Genomic DNA, 19,475 nt, shown 5'->3' with positions numbered 1-19,475 from the left:
TTCATAGCCAGCATCGGGCTTATGGGCGCCACGGTGCGGGAAGGTGCTGAGTTTCGCGCCCGCCATGACGCGCGCCGCGATGGACGCGATGGCGCTGTCTGTCGCCTTGGCGACAAAGGGCACGGTACGGCTGGCGCGCGGGTTGACCTCGATGAGGTAGATGTCGCCGTCTTTGATGGCAAACTGGATGTTCATCAGGCCGACCACATTCAGCGCGCGGGCCAGAGCATAGGTTTGTACCTTGATTTCCTCAATGACATCCTTGGAGAGCGAGTAGGGCGGCAGGGAACAGGCACTGTCGCCCGAATGCACGCCGGCCTCCTCAATATGCTGCATGATGCCGGCCACATGCACGTCAGTGCCGTCGCAGATCGCATCCACATCCAGCTCAACCGCGCCAGAAAGGTAGCTGTCGAGCAAAACAGGGCTGTCGCCTGACACAACCACCGCCTCGGCGATGTAGCGGCGCAGCTGGTCCATGTCGCGCACGATCTCCATCGCGCGTCCGCCCAGAACATACGAGGGGCGAATGACCAGAGGAAATCCGATTTCCTCAGCGATCTCTAGCGCTTGCGCATCCGTAGACGCAATGCCGTTATGCGGCTGTTTCAGGCCCAGATTGGTCACCAGCTCCTGAAAGCGTTCGCGGTCTTCAGCAAGGTCAATGGCATCAGGCGAGGTGCCAAGGATCGGAATGCCTTCCTGCTCCAGCGCATTGGCCAGTTTCAGCGGCGTCTGGCCGCCAAACTGTACGATGACACCGTGCAGCGTGCCGTTTCCTGCTCTACCCGCAGGATCTCCATCACATGTTCAAAGGTGAGGGGTTCAAAATACAGCCGGTCCGAGGTGTCATAGTCGGTCGAAACCGTCTCGGGGTTGCAGTTGACCATGATGGTCTCATAGCCCGCATCCGTCAGCGCGTAGCAGGCGTGGCAGCAGCAATAGTCAAATTCGATGCCCTGACCGATCCGGTTTGGACCGCCGCCCAGAATGACCACCTTTTTGCGATCCGAGGGCCGGGTTTCGCATTCCACCTCGCCCATCATCGGGGCCTCATAGGTGGAATACATATAGGGGGTCTGGGCCTCAAATTCGGCGGCGCAGGTGTCGATACGTTTAAAGACAGCAGTGACGCCCTGGGCGATACGGGCGTCGCGGACGGACTTCTCTGACGCATCCGTCAGGTTTGCCAGTCGTGCATCGGTAAAGCCAAGCATCTTGAGGTGGCGCAGGGCCTGTTCGCCAGTTGGCAGGCCATTTTGGCGCACCTCGGCCTCGGCATCGATGATCTCGCGGATGCGATCCAGGAACCAAGGGTCAAATTTGGTGACACCAAAGATCTCGTCGTTGCTCAACCCATGACGCATCGCCTGCGCAATGGTGCGCAGGCGGTCCGGGGTCTGCTGGCTGATTGCCTTGATCACTGCCGCCTTGTCAGTGGCAATTTCCCAGGTGCCAATGGTGAGGCCGGGGATCTCAACCTCGTCAAAGCCGGTGAGACCCGATTCCATCGAGGCCAGTGCTTTTTGCATCGATTCATGGATGGTGCGGCCAATAGACATGGCCTCGCCCACGGATTTCATCGCGGTGGTGAGATAGAGCTCTGAGCCGGGGAATTTCTCAAAGGCGAACTTTGGGATTTTGGTTACGACGTAGACGATCGATGGCTCAAACGAGGCCGGGGTCACCTTGGTGATGTCGTTGTCCAGCTCGTCCAGCGTATAGCCGACCGCCAGTTTTGCGGCGATTTTGGCAATCGGAAAGCCGGTCGCCTTGGAGGCCAGCGCGGAAGAGCGCGACACCCGCGGGTTCATCTCGATCACCACCATGCGGCCATCGGCCGGGTTCACCGCCCATTGCACGTTGGAGCCGCCGGTCTCAACGCCGATCTCACGCAGCACGTTGATCGAATGGGTCCGCATGATCTGGTATTCTTTGTCGGTCAGCGTCAGGGCCGGGGCCACGGTGATCGAATCACCTGTGTGCACGCCCATGGGATCGATGTTTTCAATGGCGCAGACGATGATGGCGTTATCCGCTTTGTCGCGGACCACTTCCATTTCAAACTCTTTCCAGCCCAGCAGGCTCTCGTCGACCAGGATCTGGTTCACGGGGGACGCATCCATGCCGGTACGGCAGAAGTGCTCATAGTCTGCGCGGTTATAGGCTACGCCACCGCCGGTGCCGCCCATTGTGAATGCCGGGCGGATGATCGCAGGCAGGCCAATGTCTTCCAGCGATTCCAGGGCGATACGCACACCCTCATTGAGGTCGGCCTTGCCGTCTTCCAGCTTGGGCGCGGTGACGATGGTGGCGCGGGGGTTCTCAATACCCAACCGGTCCATGGCGTCACGGAACAGTTTGCGATCCTCGGCCATCTCGATGGCGTCGCGGGTGGCACCAATCATCTCGACGCCAAATTCTTCCAGCACCCCCATTTCTTCCAGCGCCAAGGATGTATTGAGGCCGGTCTGGCCGCCCATGGTTGGCAGCAGCGCGTCGGGACGTTCTTTCTCGATGATCTTGGCGACCACTTCTGGTGTGATCGGCTCGATATAGGTGGCATCGGCCAGGCCGGGATCGGTCATGATCGTGGCCGGGTTGGAGTTCACCAGAATGACGCGGTAACCCTCTTCTTTCAGGGCTTTGCAGGCCTGAGCACCAGAATAGTCGAATTCGCAGGCCTGCCCGATGATGATGGGCCCCGCACCAATGATCATGATCGACTGGATGTCGGTTCTTTTTGGCATGGGTTAGCTTCCTTCGATTATGTGCGCGCGGCAGGCCCGGGCGGCGTGCCCAGGTCGGTCAGTGAGTGTTGGCGAGTCGGGCAGCCCCAAGCGCCCAAATTGTCCTGCGTTATAGGGGTAGCGTAAAAAGGTGCAAGAGGGATCGCGCATGCGCATCGAATTGCCGCCTTTTTGCGATCTGTTGCCAGTGCTGTCGTTGTCCTTATCCGTGGTGCTGCTGCACTGGGATGTATGTCCTGCGCCCTTCGCGGCTAAAGCCCTGCAGAGGGCTGCTCAGAGCAGGCAGAGCGGAAAAGCTCTGGGCTGGGGGGAAAAAGCTCTGGTCTGGGCGGAAAAACCGTGGGTTTGCTTGACAACGCCTGCGCAACCCTGTGTATCGGCCCAGACGAATTCCGCGCCGAATTCGAGGTGCCAGTGCGCATATTCCGAATGACGGCCGCCCAAAGACCAGACAGCATACCGAAAGGTCACGCCATGCATGCCTATCGCAGCCATACCTGCGCCGAACTGAACAAATCCAACGTGGGCGAAAATGTTCGCCTGTCCGGTTGGGTCCATCGCGTCCGCGATCACGGCGGCTTGCTGTTCATCGATCTGCGTGACCACTATGGCATCACTCAGGTGATGGCCGACCCCGACAGCCCGGTCTTTGCCGAGATCGAAAAGGTGCGCTCGGAATGGTGTATCCGCATTGATGGCAATGTGCTGGCGCGCGACGAGAGCCTGGTGAACGACAAACTGCCCACCGGCGCGATCGAGGTCTTTATTCGCGACATCGAAGTGCTGGGGAAATCCGAAGAGCTGCCCTTGATGGTCTTTGGCGATCAGGAATACCCGGAAGAAACCCGCCTGCGCTATCGCTACCTGGATCTGCGCCGCGAGAAGATGCAGCACAACATGCTGCTGCGCTCCAACATGGTCTCCTCGATCCGCAAGCGCATGTGGAACAAGGGCTTCAACGAGTATCAAACCCCGATCATTACCGCTTCCTCTCCGGAAGGCGCACGTGATTTTCTGGTGCCATCGCGCCAGCATCCGGGCAAATTCTACGCCCTGCCGCAGGCGCCACAGCAGTTCAAACAGCTGATGATGGTCTCGGGCTTTGACAAATACTTCCAGATCGCGCCTTGTTTCCGCGATGAAGACCCGCGCGCCGACCGCTCGCCGACAGATTTCTACCAGCTCGACCTCGAGATGTCTTTTGTCACCCAGCAGGATGTTTTCGACACCATCCAGCCGGTGATGCAGGGCGTGTTTGAGGAATTCGGTGGCGGCCGCAAGGTCGACAGTGAATGGCCGCAGATCTCCTACAAGGACGCGGCCCTCTGGTATGGCTCTGACAAGCCCGACCTGCGTAACCCGATCAAGATGCAGGTGGTGTCTGAACATTTTGCCGGATCCGGCTTTGCGATCTTCGCCAAACTTCTGGAGCAAGAGGGCACCGAGGTGCGTGCCATTCCCGCGCCCAAAGGCGGCTCGCGCAAGTTCTGCGACCGGATGAATGCCTTTGCGCAAAAAGAAGGTCTGCCCGGCATGGGCTATATCTTCTGGCGCAAACAGTCCGCTGATGCCATCGCGCAGGAGCAGGGCATCACCGTGAAAGAAGTGAACGCCAAGGTCAAAGCCGGGGAGATCACCTTGGGCATGGAGGCCGCCGGTCCTCTGGCCAAGAACATCGGCCCCGAGCGCACCGAAGCGATCCGTCAGCAACTGGGTCTTGAGATGGGCGATGCCGCCTTCTTCCTGGGCGGTAAGCCCAAAGCCTTTGAATCCGTTGCGGGCCGTGCGCGCACGGTGATTGGCGATGAGCTGGGCCTGACCGACAAAGACCGCTTTGCCTTTGCCTGGATCGTTGATTTCCCGATCTACGAGGCAGACGAGGAAACCGGCAAGATCGACTTTGAGCACAACCCCTTCTCGATGCCGCAGGGCGGCATGGAGGCGCTGCAGGGCGATCCGCTGAAGGTGCTGGGCTACCAGTATGATCTGGCCTGCAACGGCTACGAGCTGGTCTCGGGCGCGATCCGGAACCACCGTCCGGAAATCATGTTCAAGGCCTTCGAGATTGCCGGCTATGGCAAGGATGAGGTCGAAAAACGCTTTGGCGGCATGGTCAATGCTTTTCAGTACGGCGCGCCACCCCACGGCGGGTGTGCTGCCGGCATCGACCGTATGGTGATGCTGCTGGCGGATGAGGCCAACATCCGCGAGGTCATCATGTTCCCGATGAATCAGCGCGCCGAAGATCTGATGATGTCGGCCCCCTCTGAGCCCATGGCCGAGCAGTTGATGGAGCTTGGACTGCGGGTGATCCCACAGGATCAGTAATCACCTGAAAAATCGTCAAGACCTTAAGGGCCCGGAGTATTCCTGGGCCCTTTTTCTATGGCATGCGGAATTCTGCTTAAGCTTATTTCCGGGCTTTGTGCATGGTGCCTCTGGGGGGTATGATAGGTGCAACGCGGTGCAAGGTAGGATCTTTGGGCAATGGAATTTGATCCGGAACTGGCAGAGATCCGCTTTGGCTGTGGCCTCGCACCGGGCATCATACCACCGGCCTCGACCGAGGCTATGCTGACGCGGCTGACGGGGCAGGATGTGGCTGCCCGCGATTTCCCTATTGCAGGCACGGATGCCGGATTGGCCGCGGCCCTCACCTACAGCAAACTTCGCAAGCTCTACCGCCAAAAGGGCGGCACGGATCAGGCCGAGCAGGCCGAAAAAACATTTAAGCGCTACCGCAAGGACCATTTGCAGCAGCGCAATCTCTGGTTTCGTCAGCTTCTGTTGCGCCATGTGACAACTGAGGACGCTTTTCGCGAAAGGCTGAGCCTGTTCTGGGCTGATCATTTTACCGCGCAGGGCAAGAACCAGGCGCTGCGCCCGCTGGCCTATGGCTATGTGGAGACCTCAATCAGACCCTTTATTGCCGGGCGCTTTGAGGATCTGCTGATCTCTGCGGTGACGAATCCCTTGATGTTGCACTACCTGGATCAAAACCGGTCTCGCGGCGCGCAAAGCAAACGCTCGCAAAATCAGGGCGGGCGTGGCGGCCTCAATGAGAATCTCGCCCGTGAGGTGCTGGAGCTCCACACTCTTGGGGTTGATGGCGCCTATAGCCAGGGAGATGTGCGCCAACTGGCCGAATTATTCACGGGGCTTACTTACCGTGTCCGCAAGGGGTTCTTGTTTGACCGGGCTCTGGTTGAGCCGGGCGCCGAGACGGTGCTGGGCAAGACATATGGCGGCGACAAAGCCTCTCTGGAGCCGGTGCTGCAGGTTCTGCGGGATCTGGCCGTGCACCCCGCAACAGCGCGTCACATCGCCTGGAAGCTGGCGGTGCATTTCACCCGGGATGATCCGCATCCGGATCTGGTTGCGGATCTGAGCGCGGCCTATCGCCAGAGTGGCGGCCATCTGGGCATGGTCTACGGCGTGCTTCTGAACCATCCCCGCGCCTGGGATGCTGAGCTGGAAAACGTAAAACCGCCCTTTGATTTCAAGGCCTCAACCTGTCGTGCTCTGGGCGTGGATGTCGCGGATCTGACCGCCTGGAAGGCCAAACGGATCCGACAGAACTTTGCCGCGCCGATGAAACTGATGGGCCAGAACTGGCAGGCCTCCTCTGGGCCGGATGGCTGGGACGAGGCCGATGCCGCCTGGATCACGCCTCAGGGCCTGTCAGCCCGGCTCAGATGGGCGATGGCGGCGCCAAGACGTCTGGTGGAGAGCCTGCCACAACCGCAGGAGTTTGCACGCCTTAGCCTCGGCAGTCGCGCGGATGAGCGGGTTCAGTTTGTCGCCTCGGCTGCCGAAACACGCGCCGAAGCGATTGGTCTGAAATTGTCCTCTCCTGCCTTTCAACGGCGATAGGGGCAATTAATGGTGGATGTAGCATGACGCTGTCACGCAGGAAATTTTTGACCCGCAGTACCCTGTTGGGCTGCTCTCTGGCCGCGAGCCCGCTGATAACACCGGTGAGTTTTGCCGCCGCCCCCTGGGATCGGCGTCTGGTGGTGATCATTTTGCGCGGCGGCATGGACGGGCTGGATGTGCTGCGCCCCTATGGCGATCCAGGCTATGGCGGGCTGCGGACAACGCTGGGCGGCGGGCCTTTGGGTGATGGGCCTTTGAGTGATGGGCTTGTTCTGGATGGTTTTTATGCGATGCCCCCGGCGCTGGCCCCTTTGATGCCCCTGTGGCAGCAAGAGGAGCTTGGCTTTGTCCAGGCGGTTTCAACCCCATACCGGGCCCGGCGCAGTCACTTCGACGGGCAGGACCTTTTGGAAGCGGGCACCGTAGGTCTGGGAGAGCGGCATGATGGCTGGCTGAACCGGCTGCTGCAACTGAAGACCGGCATATCAGCGCGAACGGCCTTTGCCATTGGGCAGGGCGATCTGCAGCTTTTGCAGGGCACGGCACCGGCGTCCGACTGGTCACCGGATGCGGATCTTTTGCTCAGCCCTCAGGCGGAACAGTTGGCGGGGCTTTTGATGCAACAGGATCCACTGTTTACCTCGGCTCTGGCAGAGGCGCTGGCGCTGTCGCGTGACGACGATGGCGTTGTGGGCCTGCCCGAACCCGGTGACGACATGCAGGAGATGATGGCGGGAGCAATGGAGATGCCAAAACCACAGCGTGGCAAGGCGCATCTCAAACTGGCCGAATTTGCGGCCGAGCAGCTGCGCGGGGAGACCCGGATTGCGTCGTTTTCATTGAATGGCTGGGATACGCACAGCCGCCAGAAAGGCGCGCTGACTGCGGCTTTGGTGCGGCTTAGCGACAGCATCCTGGCGTTAAAACAGGGTGTCGGTGCCTCGGTCTGGGACAAGACCGCGATTGTTGCCATGACGGAGTTTGGTCGTACGGTGCGTGAAAATGGCACTGGTGGTACGGATCATGGCACGGGGGGGGCGATGGTTTTGGCCGGTGGAGCGATCCGCGGCGGGCGTGTTTATGGCCGCTGGCCGGGACTGGATGAGGCGTCGTTGTATAATCGCCGCGATCTGATGCCAACCGGTGACGTCCGCGAAGCGGCCGCCTGGGTGATGCGAGGACTGACCCAAACCAGCCAGAGCGATCTGGAACGCCAGGTCTTTCCGGGATTGCAGATGGGACAGGATCCCGGCCTCTTGCGTTAAAGCCGCAAATGCCGACCTTCGTTTCGGGCCTTCGTTTCGGGCCTTCGCGCATCATGGCCGCTCTGTATTGGGTTGCGGCTATAGCGGCCTGTGCCATGCAAAAGGGGGTCCAGAGGCCCTACTGTTCTGTAGGATGCACCAGCAAAGAGTGCTGGCCGTCGCGAGCATTGTCCCGGTTGCGGCGAATGATCCGCGCACAGTGTCGCGCCTGAAAGTAGAGAACAATGGCCAGTGTGGCCATGCTAGTCACAAAAATCTCTATCATGATCAGAGCGTTATCTTTCTTTCCAGGCGTTCTTGTACAAGTCCGGCAATCATTGCGGCATCGCTGGCAACGGGACGCCCCTCCATTCTGGCCCGCGCGAGGTTGTCTGCAGCCGTCGCCAGCGGTCCATCTCCGGCGCTGCGCGCCACGCCACCCAGGAACTGAGCCAGGTAGTCCAGCGTCTTTTCTTCCTTGGTGTCGTTCAGCACATCCGCCGCATGGGCCATGTCATCGCGAAAGGCGAGCGGATCGGGCTCGACTGTTTCGTCACTCAACTGGCGGGGGCCAGTTGGTTGGCGGTCATCCGGCAGGCGCGACAGGATGGCTTGCTGGAAGGCTGCCAGGGAGGTAATTGGCTTGGCCAGAAACCCATCGGCACCAGCCGCGAGGGTTGCGGCCTCGACGTTTTCATCACCTGAGATAGCGAGAATGATCCGTACCCTGGGATTGGCGGCGTTCATTTCCTCAATCAGCTCCAGCCCTGAGCCATCGGGCAGGCCAACATCGGCAATCACCACCGAGGGGCGATAGACCTGCAAATGGCGGCGCGCCGATTTCAGGCAATCTGCGCGTCGAATGCGCGCCCCACTTCGCAGGCACAGCAGGCGCAGAGCCTCACAGGCATAGCGGCTGTCCTCGATGACCAGAATGGTCAGACCCAACAAGGGTCGGCGGGCACTTGGCAGTCTTTGGGCGGCAGCAAACAGTTCCGAATCGTCCATTACTCATAACTCCTCACGGGATACGACTAGACGTTATAAATTTGAGGCTAATTCGAAGTTAACGGGCTCGACCGGTGACAAAGCCGCCTGGGACCGTATGTGAGCAGAGGGCAGAACCCTGCGTGAAACAGGAGACTGGGCGCATTGGCGCACTTGCGAAGGGCGGCGACAATTGAGCATAAGACGGCAACCAATAGTATTGCCAAGGAGACGTGAGATTATGATTGGGCGACTGAACCATGTAGCCATTGCCGTTCCCGACCTAGAGGCCGCATCGGCGCAGTATCGCAGCACTCTTGGTGCTCAGGTGGGGGCACCGCAGGACGAGCCCGATCACGGGGTCACGGTTGTTTTTATCGAACTTCCCAACACCAAGATCGAGTTGCTTTACCCACTGGGTGAAAACTCTCCGATCAACAGCTTTTTGGAGAAAAACCCGGCTGGGGGTATTCACCACATTTGTTATGAGGTCGAAGACATCCTGGCGGCACGGGACCATCTTTTGTCTGAAGGGGCCCGGGTTTTGGGATCCGGAGAGCCGAAGATTGGCGCCCATGGCAAGCCGGTTTTGTTCCTGCACCCAAAGGATTTCAACGGCTGCCTGGTGGAACTCGAGCAGGTTTGAGAGTAGTCTGAGCCTTGCTCTGGTTTGGGGCAGGGGTTGTAAGGAAAAAGCACTATGGCAATTACATCCGGGTTGGTTCTGTTTGCGGTGATCTGGTTTTTGACCTTCCTGGTCATTATTCCGATCCGCATTGAAACCCAGGGCGACAAGGGCGAGATCGTGCCCGGAACCCATGCTGGTGCGCCAGAAAATCACTACCTGCAGCAAAAGGCGGTGATCACAACTGTGGTTGCTGCGCTGCTTTGGGTGGTGATTGCTGGTATTATTCTGTCCGGGATTATCAGCGTCAATGACTTTGACTGGTTCAACCGGTTGCCGGACCCTAAGTAAGGTGTCGCTGAACTTTCGAGGCTGAAGGCTGCCTTGCTGTCGATCCGAGGGCCGCGCTGCACTTTTTGGCACGGCACTATGCCTCTTTAAGGGAGCGCTCCCGCCCGTCGTCGATCTTTTTACAAAAGATCTCCTCCCCTTGGGCCCGGCACCGCGCCATAGGCGCGGTGCCGGGCCCAAGGCCGCCAAGGGGTTTCGGCGCAGCCGAAGCACCTGCGGGCGCGGGAGAGATTGGATTTAAAGAGGAGGGGCTTCGGTTTATGATGTGCTCAAACAGGGATCAGCCCGCTAAAACTCGCGCCAAAGCGCGTGAAAAAGATGGGTGAAGGTGGCCGCGCCCAGGATCGGGATCACCAGATTGACCAAAGGAATAGAGAGCGGCATGGCCATGAGCGTTCCAGCCAGCCAAGATTGTCCCTGTGTGTTGACGCCACATTTTTTTTGCCTCAACGGGGCCCACGCGCCGTGTCGCTGCAAGTGTGAAATACTCGCGCCCCAGCAAAAACCCGTTCAGCGCCCAGAAGATGAAAGGGGCGGCTGGCGGGAACAGAGCATAGAGGATCAGGGCGAGGACATTGGCGCCCAGTAACAAGCCAAGAAAGTTTAAAGTCTCTTTTATCGCGGCCGAAAGGGGAATTGGCGCGACAGCCGGGAGATGTGGGTAATGCTTGTCTTCTACCGCCTGTGCCACATCGTCGAGAAACATCGAGGTGATAGCCGAGGCCACCGGCACCATCAGAAAGATCGACAGCACAGCCATCAAAACGACAGTTCCGATGGAGAAAACTTCGTCAAACCAGGTGACGTCGCCGACAAAAGGCAAGGTGACGACCGAGGCCGTCAGCCATTGCACCAGCATCATAAAGCCGACGGAGGCAAGGATCAGCAGCACCAGCGTCAATCCGATCCCGATGAATAGAACCCGGCGAAACCTTGGATCACCTGTCTGGCCCAGCGTTTTGAAAAAAGAGTAAAAAATCATTCTTGCATCCATGTCGTCAGGTCAGACAGATCCGGGCGTGGGCGTTCTGGTGGCGTGGCGCCCTGCGTGGCGATATGAATGAACCCGGCGATCCGTTCATTGTCGGCAAGGCCAAAGGCCTGCTGGCAAAAGTGCCGGTCATGGCTGGCCCAACCCGAAAGCCAGTTTGCTCCCCAACCCGCCGCCAGCGCAGCGTTCACCAGCGCCAGGCAAACAGCACCTGCGCTGTAGCTTTGCTCGATTGCAGGGACCTTTGGGCTTGGCTTTTGCACCTCAACGACCGCCACTGCCAGGTGGCCGAGGTCAAACTGGCTCCGGGCCTTGGCGATGTCATCGCCGGATTTCCCAAGGCGCTCTCCAGCCTGTACCGCGAGATCTGCCAGCCGGGGCATTGCTGCGCCCTGGATCACGACAAACCGCCAGGGTTCGAGCTTGCCATGGTCCGGTGTGCGGGCGGCAGCCGTGAGCAGGGGCAGCAGTTCTGCGCGTGTCGGCACCGGGGCGACCAGTGTTTTGGCGGGGCGGGAACGGCGCGACAAAAGGAACTCTAGGGCGGCGTCATTGCGTTGTGTCATATGTAAAGCCTTTTTACATCAATGCCAGCAACCTCCGCATCTCAAGGTGGAATTTCAAGGGGAAGAGGCCTTGCGCGGTTGTTTTTTTGCCGGCTCACGGCAGTCAGTCCCAGAGCGGCGCAATTTGGCTGGGCTTTTGCCAAAGGGCGCCTTGGTTTTAACCTGCTCATCCGAAAATTGTCTATGGGTACACCTGTGACGTGAGGCACAGTCGGGCTCTTGTCAGGCTATTGTCGGGCGATGGGGAAGCCAAAGAAAAATGACCTGCCTGATCAAGGCTCGCAGGCCGTAGTGATCATCACGCCAGATTGGCCACCTCAAGCGGCCTCAGACAGGGGGTATCGCGGGGGGCATCGCGGGCGTCAGACCCAGAGGGAGAGCTCAGACCTTATCCTGCATCAGTCGGTAGACACCCTCGGGGAGGTCTAATGCTGCGGCGAGGTCCTGGACTTGCGTATAGGACAAAGTGATTTTTTGCACCTGATCTGTGCGCGGATCCAATTGTTCGACAGTGACGCATTCCGCAAAAGCGTTCAGCGTAATATCTTCCTGCAGCGGGCTGGCGCCTTCGTCCACCAGGGTCACGGTGGTGCTGTCAAATTCATGTTCGATGCTAAACATGGGATAAGACTGCCTGCTTTGCGAAGATCTTGCAAGCCGATGCAGCAGCAGTGGACGCCGCGTGCCGGATTAAATGTCTTTTTGGCATCTGCCATCCCGATGGCAGAGCATGCTCGCGGTGCTGAGGTTTTTTGCGGCAGCACTGAAAAGCCGTGAACTGTGATTGTGCCTTGCTTTGAATGCGGCTTATTATCTCTTCGCAGCATCAGAGGATCCGACATGCGCCGCTCCATTTGTAAACTGACTTTTGCCGTGACATCGCTCTTGCTGGCTGGCTGTGATCTGTCTCTCGACGTTCCCTCACCCAGCTCAGCGTCGCCCACAGGGGCCTCTGCGGCCTCTGCGCAAAACCTGTCTGGCATGGCGCCAGCCGAGGCGCGCAAGGCCTTTGCGACGGTGACGCGCCACGTGGAGCCCGTGGCAGAACGCAGTTGCCGGGAGATGACGTCGGGGATGAATTGCGATTTCCTGATTCAGATAGATCCGAACCCCAAAGCGCCGCCCAATGCCTATCAAAGCCTTGATAAATCTGGCCGGCCGGTGATCACCTTTACGCAGGCGATGCTGGCGCAGATCGCCAACCGGGACGAGCTGGCCTTTGTCATGTCCCATGAGGCGGCACATCACATTCGCGGGCATCTTATGCGTCAGCAGCAAAATGCGGTTGCGGGGGCGGTCTTGCTGGCGGGGCTTGCAAGCCTGGCTGGGGGCTCTGCGGCGGAAATTTCCAATGCCCAGGATATCGGTGCCTCGGTCGGGGCGCGCAGCTACTCAAAGAACTTTGAGCTGGAGGCCGACGAGTTGGGCACCTTGATCACCCATAAGGCCGGCTATCGCCCCAGCGTTGGCATTCAGTTCTTCTATCGCTTGCCGGATCCCGGTGATAGATTTTTGGGCACCCATCCTGCTAACCCGGACCGGGTGCGGGTGGTACAGCAGACGATCGACCGCTATGGGCTGAACTGAGGCCAGTGAGCGCCAAAGTGAATACCAGAGCTCAATCCTGGGAGCTAACCTACGGGCCAAAAGACTGTTGGTGAAAGACAGCGCGTTGCGCTTTGCTAAACACTGTAGTGCAGAGAACCAGCGCCTGAGGCTGGTCTGACAACAAGATCTGACAACAAGATTGGAGCGCGCGGATATGACCAAATCGGAAAACCAACCCGCTCTGACACAGTTGGGGGTCGTGCTGACGGACCGTGGCTCGCGCTATGCGGTCAGTGGCGCCCCGGTCACCGCCCGGGCCGATGTCGATCTGGTCCTTGCCGCCCTGAAGAGCGAGCGCAGTTATGCCAAGGCGACACATAACACCTGGGCGGCTGTGTTGCCGACCGGAGGGCTAAAGGCGGATGACGGCGAAAGCGGTGCGGCCATGGTGATCCTGCGGATGCTTGAGCGCGCAGAGTTGCGTGATCATATCATCATTGTGACACGCTGGTATGGTGGCAAAAAGCTGGGCGGCGACCGGTTTCGCCGGGTTCAGGATGCGGTGCGGGTCTATCTTGATGATCTGCCCGCCCAACAGGCCAGCTGACAAAGGTCAGTTGACAGGGGCCGCCAGACGGAGACCGCCTGTCGGAGTTTGCCTGACAGAAACGGTAGAGAGACGGTGGACAGAGGCGGGCGGGCCGCCTGTCCCGGTATCGGCCTCCACCTCGGGTTGATCTGCATCAAAGCAAATTTGTGCCCCCCCATGTAACGCTGATGCATCAGACCATGCGGGAGAAGAGCCATGCGCCAATATGCGATCCTTAAAACCCATGCCGCCCTGTTCGACGACATGAGCCGGGCCGTGGGACTGGACCTGCCGGAAGAGGCCGTTTCCGGCCGACTTCAGTTCGACGAAATCTCCGAGGCTGTGCTGCGCTGCAGCCGCTGTGCACACCCCACGGACTGCGCGGCGCAGCTCTCCGGTGGTATGGCTGAGATCTCGGCGGCGCCTGACTACTGCCGCAACCGCGACCTGCTCGACTTTCTCAAAGAAGAGACTGTCTAAAAAGCGCAAGGTCCATAACACGCAAGGCCTGCGCAGAGCGCGCACTCATTTGCCCGGGTCTCTTTCTTAGCCGTAGTTCTTGACCAGAGACAGAAGTGGGCACAGAAGTGGGCGATGACGCAGGCGTAATTTGCTGTCGTATTTTCTACCGCATTTTCGGTTCATATGCGGGGGAGCGTGCAAATTGCGTGAGCCCCCCACCGGCAGAGGTTATTTGGCAAGGCATCCCCAAAGGTCATAATCGCCAGCCTCATCGACCTCGACCGTGACGAGATCGCCAACGGACAAGCCCGCAGTGCCCTCGTCGATAAACAGATTGCCGTCGATCTCCGGCGCGTCGGCCTTGGTGCGGCAGGTGGCGATGCCCTCTTCGTCAATGTCATCGACGATAACCTTCAGGGTCTGGCCGACTTTTGCCTGCAGCTTGGCCTCGGAAATAGCCTGCGCTTTCTCCATGAAGCGCTCCCAGCGCTCTTGCTTGACCTCTTCTGCCACATGGTCCGGCAGCGCGTTAGAGCGCGCACCAGCGACGTTTTCATATTTGAAACAGCCAATCCGGTCCAGCTGCGCCTCATCCATCCAGTCCAGCAGGTGCTGGAACTCGGCCTCGGTCTCACCGGGGTAGCCGACAATAAAGGTGGAGCGCAGGGTGATATCGGGGCAAATGGCGCGCCAGGCTGCGATCTCGTCCAGCGTTTTGGCACCGGCCGCGGGCCGTGCCATGCGCCGCAGCACATCCGGGTGCGCGTGCTGGAAGGGGATATCCATATAGGGCAGCAGGGCGTTCTCGGGGTCGGCCATCAGCGGGATTAGGTCGCGCACATGCGGGTAGGGGTAGACGTAATGCAGCCGCACCCAGAGCTCATCCGCGGGGGCGAGTTTGCCCAGTTCGCGCGACAGATCGAGGATATGGCTGCGCACTTCGCCCGCGTTCCAGGGGTTCACGTCATATTTGCGATCCAACCCATAGGCCGAGGTGTCCTGTGAGATCACCAGAAGCTCGCGCACGCCAGCCTTGACCAGCTTGTCAGCTTCGCGCAACACCGCATGGGCCGGGCGCGAGGCAAGACGGCCGCGCATGTCGGGGATAATGCAGAACTTGCATTTGTGATTGCAGCCTTCCGAGATCTTCAGATAGCTGAAATGGCGCGGTGTCAGCTGCACGCCGGTGGCAGGCAGCAGATCAATAAAGGGGTTTGGGTCGGCAGGGACTGCCGCATGCACCGCGTCCAGCACCTGCTCGTATTGATGCGGGCCGGTGACAGCCAGAATGCGCGGGTGATGCTCGCGGATGTAGTCCGGCTCAGCGCCCAGACAGCCGGTGACGATTACCTTGCCGTTTTCCTTCAGGGCTTCGCCGATGGCATCCAGGCTTTCGGCCTTGGCGCTGTCCAGAAAGCCGCAGGTATTGACGATCACCGCATCGGCGCCTGCATAGTCAGGCGAGATGCCATAGCCTTCGGCGCGCAGACGGGTCAAAATCCGCTCGCTGTCGACCAGCGCCTTGGGGCAGCCAAGGGAAACCATGCCAAGCGTTGGCTGGCCTGCACGGGGGCCATCCCCCAAGAGGGGTTTGGGGGCGAGGTCGGGGCGAAGTTCTGGCGGATTGCTGGTCATGGCTGCGCATATAGTACGGGCGCGACCATTTGGGAATGGAGGATTTAGCACAGGCCAGGCTGTGGGTGGCGGCGCGGGCAGGGCAGGTCTGTTGCCAAAGCGGGGGGCGAATTGCTGCGGTTTGATTTGCAATGCTTCATTGCGCCTGCGGCCACTTGCTCTAATCTGTTTTAAAACAAAGGGCAGGAGCGGAATATGCGGTTGGTTTTTCGGATAGTGAGCGCCTTGGTGATAACCGTAGCGCTTCTCGTGACGGTGTTGCTTTTGTTGCCGGGTGAGAAAGGCGCGGCATGGGCTGCGGACCAGATCGAGGCACAGACCGGGCGTAAGCTGACCTTTCAGGGCGAGGTGCGTTTTACGCTCTGGCCGATTCTGGGGGTGAACTCCGACGGGGTGACGCTGTCCAATGCCGACTGGGCCGGGCCGGAGCCGATGCTGACAGCCCAGCGTTTGTCGATAGGAATTTCAGGGTCGGATCTGTTGCTTGGCAAGGTGCGTGTGACCGAGATCTCGGCATGGCTGCCCCATCTCAATCTGTCCGAGCGCGCCGATGGTTTGGGTAACTGGGTGCTGGGGAGTGGCGAGACCGCTGTCAGCGCCCCTGCGGCTGAAGCGGAAAACCAGACAGCCGCGTTACCGATTAGCATTGAAAAGCTCTCCCTCACCGGGGCCTCGCTGCGCTATCAGCCGCAGGAGGGCGCGCCGGTCGAGATGTCGTCGGTGGATCTGGAGCTGCAATGGCCAGATCCCAGCGGCACAGTGAATATGGACCTGACCCTGCGGCCCGCTGGGGAGCCGCTGCATGTTGTCGCCGAGGTCGGAACCTTTGCGGCATTCCTGAGCGGCGATGTCGCATCAGTAGGGGCGACTGTGAATGCAGAAGGCGGATTTTTGCGGTTTGACGGCAGGGCGGATCTGACCGGGGCCGCGACGGGGCGGGTGACGGCAAAGACCACCAATACCAGCGCCTTTCTGGCGGCTTTGGGTCAGGCCGGGATCATCCTGCCCAGGGGGCTGGGCCAGGCCATGAGCATTGGCGCCGATGCCACCTATACGACAGATGGCCGCCTTGCCCTGCGCGACATGGCGTTGGACCTGGATGGCAACCATTTGGAAGGCGCCGCTGATATTGCCTTTAGCGAGGTGCCGCAGTTCACCGCCCAGCTCAATGGCGGCCATTTGAAGATTCCGGGGCTGACAGACGCTTCTGCGTCTGCTGAGGCGACGGGGACAGGGGGCGCTGCCTCTTCGGGCTGGTCAAAAGAGCCGATTGATGCCTCTGGGCTGGCTCTGGCCAATGGCACAGCGGTGCTGAGTTTTCAGAGCCTCACTGCGGCTGGCTACCAGTTTGGCGCCAGTAAGCTCTCCGTGACGCTGGATCGGGCCCGCGGCGTGCTAAAGCTGCAACCGGCGGCTCTGTTTGGTGGAGAGGTGCATGGGCAGTTGGTGGCGAATAATCGCAATGGGTTTTCTGTCGGGGGAAAGCTGACCTACAATGATATCCGGCTGGAAAAGGCGCTGGGCGAGGTCGCAGGCTATGAGCGTCTAAATGGCTCGGCGCTGGGCGAGCTGGAATACCTGGCCTCCGGCAACTCGCTGGATGCGCTGATGCGCACGCTGTCCGGCAAAGGCTGGGTTGAGATCAGCAAGGGGTTCTTCTCCGGCTTTGACCTTGAGGAGTTGATGCGCTCGGGGCAGGGCAACGGTGGCAGTACGGTGTTTGACCAGTTGACCGGCAGCTATACGCTCAGCAAAGGCAATCTGCAGAACGATGATTTGTTGATTACTCTCAAAGGGCTGCGGGCAGAGGGGGCCGGGCGCATTGGGCTGGCAGCACAGGATCTTGACTATCTCTTTACGCCGACGATTTCTGGTGTGAACGGAGCGGCAGGGTTGTCTATTCCGGTGGCCATCACCGGCTCCTGGTCGAAACCCAAAATCCGCCCAGATCTGCAAGGGGCTCTGCAGCCACAAATCGATGCGGCTGAGCAGGAAGCTAAGGATCGTTTGCGACAGAAACTCGAAGAGGAGCTGGAGACTGAGATTGCTCCGGAACAGGATCTCAACGAGGTGATCCGTGATCGTATTGAGCAGGAAGCGAAGGACCAATTGCTGCGTTTGCTGAAAAGGGACTGACGCGAGGGTGTTTTCATCCAAAGGTTTTTTTGGCTTGGCGGCATCGTTTCAAATGTAGAAAGAGACCGCCTCACAGCAGGCCGCTGCTATAAGGCTAGTGCCAAAAGACCGTGCTAAATGACCAGTATCAAAACGACTGTGCCACAATGTAAAACGGGCTCGCCGATAGGCGAGCCCGGGTCGCCTGCCGCAAGGCAGGGGAAATCCCTCAGACCGGTTTAGATTGTTTGGTCATAATCGCCAACCAGCGGCTCGGTGCGGATCACGGCATCAATATCGGCAAAAATGGCCCGCATCTCGGCTTCGCTGTCAGAGCTTTCGCAAACCACCACCAAATTCGGCGTATTGGAGGAGGCGCGCACCAGTCCCCAAGAGCCATTGTCGAGGATGACGCGGGCGCCATTCACCGTCACCACTTCTTTGATGGCGCGCCCGGCAAGGGGCTCTCCGGCGGCGTGTTTCGCGACCAGCTTTTCCACCAGACGCTCCAGCACCGTGTATTTTTCCGTGTCGGAACAATAGGGTGACATGGTTGGAGTCGACCAGGTCTTGGGCAGGGCCTTGCGCAGGTCCGACATCGACATGTCCGGGTTGCGTTCCATCAGCTTGCAGATCTCGACAGCGACGCGCATGCCACAGTCATAGCCACGGCCAATGGGCTCAGCCAGAAAGTAGTGGCCGGATTTTTCGAACCCCGCCAGGGCGCCGATCTCTTTGACCCGGCGCTTCATATGGCTGTGGCCGGTTTTCCAATAATCTACGGTGACGCCGTTTTTGATCAGCTCGGGGTCCGAGGCAAACAGGCCGGTGGATTTGACGTCTGCCACAAAGGTCGCATTGGGGTAAATCTTGCTCAGATCACGCGCCATGATGACGCCCACCTTGTCGGCAAAGATCTCTTCACCCTCATCATCCACCACGCCGCACCGGTCGCCATCGCCGTCAAACCCCAGCGCCATATCGGCGCCCGAGGCTTTGACGCTGGCAGACATGTCATGCAGCATCTCCATGGCTTCGGGGTTGGGGTTGTAGTGCGGGAAGGTGTAGTCCAGCTCATTATGGCTGGGCACCACTTCGACGCCGATACGCTCAAACAGCTCCGGGCCAAAGGCCGAGGCGGTGCCATTGCCGGTGGCGCAGACCACCTTGAGCTTGCGGGTCATTTTGAAGTCGCCGACCAGATCGTCGAGGTAGGCCTCTTTGACACCATCGACAAACTCATATGATCCACCTGGACGGGCTTCGGTCTCGCCGTTCAGCACGATATCACGCAGCTCTGACATCTCGTCGGTTGCAATGGTCAGGGGGCGTTCAAAACCCATTTTGACGCCGGTCCAGCCGTTGGGGTTATGGCTGGCGGTGACCATTGCAACTGCAGGCACATCGAGGTGGAACTGGGCGAAATAGGCCATGGGAGAGACGGCCGGGCCAATGTCCTTGACCTGAATGCCGGCCTGCATCAGGCCCAAAATCAGCGCCTGTTTGATCGACAGCGAATAGTCGCGGTAATCATTTGCCACGGCAATGACCGGCGGGATGCCGCGCCGGTGCATCTGGGTGCCAAGGCCAAGGCCCAGGGCCGTGATGCCGGGGAGGTTGATTTCTTCGGGGTATTTCCAGCGCGCATCATATTCGCGAAACCCCGTTGGGGTGATCATCGGGTCGCGCAAAAAATTCCATGTGTTTTGCTGCACCGGGGAGCTTGGCTTTTTCAT

General features: G+C 59.5%; 14 protein-coding genes and 2 pseudogenes. 9 read left to right on the top strand and 7 right to left on the bottom strand.

Annotation, left to right across the window (positions count from 1 at the left end; translation table 11 throughout):
- A pseudogene (gene carB / locus B4968_RS07745) lies at window positions 1-2,750 on the bottom strand (carbamoyl-phosphate synthase large subunit); the annotation flags it as partial.
- A gap of 474 nt (window positions 2,751-3,224) precedes the next feature.
- Between carB and aspS the strand changes: the two are divergent.
- The 3 genes from aspS to B4968_RS07730 all read left to right on the top strand — a co-directional run bounded on the left by aspS (window position 3,225) and on the right by B4968_RS07730 (window position 7,891).
- Entirely contained in the window at window positions 3,225-5,078 is a 1,854-nt protein-coding gene (aspS, locus tag B4968_RS07740; RefSeq protein ID WP_083098014.1) for an aspartate--tRNA ligase, read from the top strand.
- Window positions 5,079-5,237: 159 nt separating this feature from the next.
- Window positions 5,238-6,623 (top strand): DUF1800 domain-containing protein, encoded by a 1,386-nt coding sequence (locus tag B4968_RS07735; protein WP_083097992.1) that lies wholly within the window; start codon window positions 5,238-5,240, stop codon window positions 6,621-6,623.
- Between the two features lie 23 nt (window positions 6,624-6,646).
- Window positions 6,647-7,891, top strand: coding sequence for a DUF1501 domain-containing protein (locus B4968_RS07730; RefSeq protein ID WP_083097989.1), 1,245 nt, complete (start codon window positions 6,647-6,649; stop codon window positions 7,889-7,891).
- A gap of 267 nt (window positions 7,892-8,158) precedes the next feature.
- On the opposite strand, the gene B4968_RS07725 is transcribed toward B4968_RS07730, so the two are convergent.
- Window positions 8,159-8,878 (bottom strand): response regulator, encoded by a 720-nt coding sequence (locus B4968_RS07725; protein ID WP_083097987.1) that lies wholly within the window; start codon window positions 8,876-8,878, stop codon window positions 8,159-8,161.
- 220 nt (window positions 8,879-9,098) lie between these two features.
- Here B4968_RS07725 and mce point away from each other — a divergent pair, with 220 nt between their 5' ends.
- Window positions 9,099-9,503, top strand: a complete 405-nt coding sequence (gene mce, locus B4968_RS07720; RefSeq protein WP_083097984.1) for a methylmalonyl-CoA epimerase — start codon at window positions 9,099-9,101, stop codon at window positions 9,501-9,503.
- Window positions 9,504-9,557: 54 nt separating this feature from the next.
- Window positions 9,558-9,833, top strand: coding sequence for a DUF1467 family protein (locus tag B4968_RS07715; protein ID WP_083097982.1), 276 nt, complete (start codon window positions 9,558-9,560; stop codon window positions 9,831-9,833).
- Window positions 9,834-10,121: 288 nt separating this feature from the next.
- Here the strand turns inward: B4968_RS07715 and B4968_RS07710 are convergent.
- From B4968_RS07710 to B4968_RS07700, 3 genes and pseudogenes are all read right to left on the bottom strand, one after another.
- Window positions 10,122-10,815: pseudogene (locus tag B4968_RS07710) on the bottom strand (EI24 domain-containing protein).
- Complete coding sequence (locus B4968_RS07705; RefSeq protein ID WP_083097979.1) at window positions 10,812-11,390, bottom strand: nitroreductase family protein; 579 nt, start codon at window positions 11,388-11,390, stop codon at window positions 10,812-10,814. The pseudogene B4968_RS07710 and the gene B4968_RS07705 overlap by 4 nt, the downstream one beginning before the upstream one ends.
- A gap of 381 nt (window positions 11,391-11,771) precedes the next feature.
- Entirely contained in the window at window positions 11,772-12,011 is a 240-nt protein-coding gene (locus B4968_RS07700; protein ID WP_083097977.1) for a DUF8831 family protein, read from the bottom strand.
- 219 nt (window positions 12,012-12,230) lie between these two features.
- Between B4968_RS07700 and B4968_RS07695 the strand changes: the two genes are divergently transcribed.
- The 3 genes from B4968_RS07695 to B4968_RS07685 all read left to right on the top strand — a co-directional run bounded on the left by B4968_RS07695 (window position 12,231) and on the right by B4968_RS07685 (window position 14,007).
- A complete protein-coding gene (locus B4968_RS07695) occupies window positions 12,231-12,977 on the top strand; it encodes a M48 family metalloprotease (protein WP_083097974.1) in 747 nt (248 codons plus the stop codon).
- A gap of 175 nt (window positions 12,978-13,152) precedes the next feature.
- Window positions 13,153-13,545 carry a YigZ family protein gene (locus B4968_RS07690; protein ID WP_083098012.1) on the top strand — a complete coding sequence of 131 codons (393 nt, stop codon included), beginning with the start codon at window positions 13,153-13,155 and terminating at the stop codon, window positions 13,543-13,545.
- 198 nt (window positions 13,546-13,743) lie between these two features.
- On the top strand, window positions 13,744-14,007 hold the full coding sequence (locus B4968_RS07685) for a DUF6455 family protein (RefSeq protein ID WP_083097971.1): 264 nt from the start codon (window positions 13,744-13,746) through the stop codon (window positions 14,005-14,007).
- A 210-nt stretch (window positions 14,008-14,217) separates the two neighbouring features.
- On the opposite strand, the gene rimO is transcribed toward B4968_RS07685, so the two are convergent.
- Window positions 14,218-15,624: a 30S ribosomal protein S12 methylthiotransferase RimO gene (gene rimO, locus B4968_RS07680; protein ID WP_083097968.1), complete on the bottom strand. Its 1,407-nt coding sequence runs from the start codon at window positions 15,622-15,624 to the stop codon at window positions 14,218-14,220.
- A 195-nt stretch (window positions 15,625-15,819) separates the two neighbouring features.
- Between rimO and B4968_RS07675 the strand changes: the two genes are divergently transcribed.
- Window positions 15,820-17,760, top strand: a complete 1,941-nt coding sequence (locus B4968_RS07675; RefSeq protein ID WP_083097965.1) for an AsmA family protein — start codon at window positions 15,820-15,822, stop codon at window positions 17,758-17,760.
- Between the two features lie 218 nt (window positions 17,761-17,978).
- Here the strand turns inward: B4968_RS07675 and B4968_RS07670 are convergent, their stop codons facing one another.
- A complete protein-coding gene (locus B4968_RS07670; RefSeq protein ID WP_083097962.1) occupies window positions 17,979-19,475 on the bottom strand; it encodes a phosphomannomutase/phosphoglucomutase in 1,497 nt (498 codons plus the stop codon).

It is taken from the genome of Pseudophaeobacter leonis, assembly GCF_002087335.1.
GTDB lineage: Bacteria > Pseudomonadota > Alphaproteobacteria > Rhodobacterales > Rhodobacteraceae > Pseudophaeobacter > Pseudophaeobacter leonis.
Note: the sequence above shows the minus strand (reverse complement) of the source record. Positions and strands in the feature narration are given on the sequence as shown.